A 2,192-nucleotide genomic window follows, 5' to 3' on the forward strand; every position below is an offset into this window, starting at 1 on the left:
CTTGCGCTGAATCAGGTCCGGCTGCTGCGGCTGACGCAGGCGGATGGCGATGTCGGCCTCGCGCATCGACAGGTCGAGTTCCTCGTCGGTGAGGATGAGATCGACCTTGATGTCGGGGTAGAGATCGAGGAACTCGGCCAGCCGCGGCGTCAGCCAATGGCCGCCGAGGCCGCGGGTCGCCGTGACCTTGAGCTCGCCGGAGGGGTGCTCGCGGGTTTCCGAGAGCTGGGCCCGCGTCCGCTCGAGGCGTTGCGTCATCTCGCGGGCCGCACGCCACAGCAGCTCACCCTGCTCGGTCAGGATCAGACCGCGGGTGTGGCGGTGAAACAGCGGCGCGCGCAATTCACGCTCCAGCGCGCCGATCTGGCGGCTGACGGCGGACTGGCTCAAGCCGAGAACATCGCCAGCTTTGGTGAAGCTGCCGGACTCGGCGACGGTATAAAAGATCCTGATGCGGTCCCAATCCACCGCGCTTCCCCCGTTATGCGTTGGGTGCATGTTGGGGGCTAAAATCCTTGAACGTCAACGCCCGCATCGCAGTGCTGTGTTCTTTTCACCCTGAATTTGGTTACAAAAACGATCAATTTTCGTGATGGATGCGGCGAGGGCGTCCTACTCGGCCGCCCTGAGTTGTTCCAGTTCGGTCGCCTGCAACCAGCGCTCGGCGTCGAGGGCGGCCATGCAGCCCATGCCGGCGGCGGTCACGGCCTGGCGGTAATGCTCGTCGGTGACGTCGCCGGCTGCGAAGACGCCGTCGATATTGGTGCGGCTCGTCCCGGGCTCGACGTCGAGATAGCCGGTCTCGTTCATGGCGAGCTGACCGGCGAAGAGTTCGGTCGCAGGCTTGTGTCCGATGGCGATGAAGACACCGTCGGCCTTCAGGTCGCGCTCGGCGCCGGTCTTCAGGTTGCGCAGCCGCAGATGGGTGACGTTGGGCGGCTGCGTCCCGCCGCAGATTTCCGCCACCTCGGAATCCCAGACGACCTCGACCTTGGGGTGCTTGAACAGCCGATCCTGCATCACCTTCTCGGCGCGCAGCGAATCGCGGCGGTGGACGAGCGTGACCTTGCTGGCGAGATTGGCGAGATAGAGGGCCTCCTCGACGGCGGTGTTGCCGCCGCCGACGACCGCGACCTCCTTGTTGCGGAAGAAGAAGCCGTCGCAGGTGGCGCAGGCCGAGACGCCGAAGCCCTGGAAGGCCTGCTCGGAGGGCAGGCCGAGCCATTTCGCCTGGGCGCCGGTGGCGATGATCAGGGCGTCGCAGGAATAGGTTTCGCCGCCATCGCCCCAGAGGCGGAAGGGGCGCTGGGAGAGGTCGACGCGGGCGATGTGGTCGGAGACCATGCGCGTGCCCATGTGCTCGGCCTGAGCGCGCATCTGCTCCATCAGCCAGGGGCCTTGGATGACATCGGCGAAGCCTGGATAGTTCTCGACGTCAGTCGTGATCATCAGCTGGCCGCCGGCCTGCATTCCCGAGATCAGCACCGGCTCCAGCATGGCGCGGGCGGCATAGATCGCGGCGGTGTAGCCGGCGGGGCCTGAACCGACGATCATCACGCGGGCATGGGTGTGGGCCATGGTGGTTTCCTCTCGCTTGCCCTCCCGACATACGCCGCCGGATCGACGATGCAAGCGCACGGGCTTTCAAGATCAGGGGAGGCGCAGCTGCTGCCTGTGCATAAGCCAGCGCTGGCGGACGGCGTCGGCGATCGCTTGCGTCGAATCGACCGGCGCATAGCGCTCGCCCGTCAGCCGGCCCTCGAAGTGATGGACCATGCCCTGCCGCTTCAGCGACTCCAGGAACTTCGCCAGCTTGCCGTGCCCGCCATGCGGCTCGAACACCAGGATCGGGGCACCGCTGGCGGTCGCCTCGCCGATCATGTTGGTCGAATCTGCCGTGGTGACGATGGCGTCGGCATGGGCGAGCAGCGCGACATAAGGGTTCTCGCCGGTGCCGTCCCACCACCAGCCGCCATGGCGGGCGAAGACGGCAGCGACCGCGGCGTCGAGCGCGGGCGAGGTGCGGCGCGAGCGCGAGCCCATCAGCGAGACGCCGGAGCGCGCGAGCGCCTCGATCCCCTCGGCGAAAGCCGCGATGTCCTGCGGCCTGAAGCGGTGGTGGCGGCTGTCGCCACCCACGAGGACCGCAGCCCGCGGAGCGGGCAGGGCGGCGATGGCGGCGGGCGGGACGC

The 2,192-nt window shown here is 67.5% G+C and carries 3 protein-coding genes; all 3 read right to left on the reverse strand.

Annotated elements, in window-relative coordinates; genetic code table 11:
* Positions 1-468 (reverse strand): LysR family transcriptional regulator (locus tag Q8M82_RS19410; protein ID WP_305692938.1); only part of this gene is annotated, 468 nt, incomplete at its 3' end.
* Positions 469-612: 144 nt separating this feature from the next.
* Positions 613-1,578, reverse strand: a complete 966-nt coding sequence (gene trxB / locus Q8M82_RS19415) for a thioredoxin-disulfide reductase (protein ID WP_305692939.1) — start codon at positions 1,576-1,578, stop codon at positions 613-615.
* Positions 1,579-1,650: 72 nt separating this feature from the next.
* Positions 1,651-2,192: ELM1/GtrOC1 family putative glycosyltransferase (locus Q8M82_RS19420; RefSeq protein ID WP_305692940.1), on the reverse strand; the 542-nt coding region annotated here is incomplete at its 5' end.

This window comes from Allobosea sp. (genome assembly GCF_030694325.1).
In the GTDB taxonomy this organism is placed as follows: domain Bacteria; phylum Pseudomonadota; class Alphaproteobacteria; order Rhizobiales; family Beijerinckiaceae; genus Allobosea.

Excerpts from the sequence above, each read along its gene's own strand:
- trxB (WP_305692939.1), bottom strand. The coding sequence starts at position 1,578 with ATGGCCCACACCCATGCCCGCGTGATGATCGTCGGTTCAGGCCCCGCC.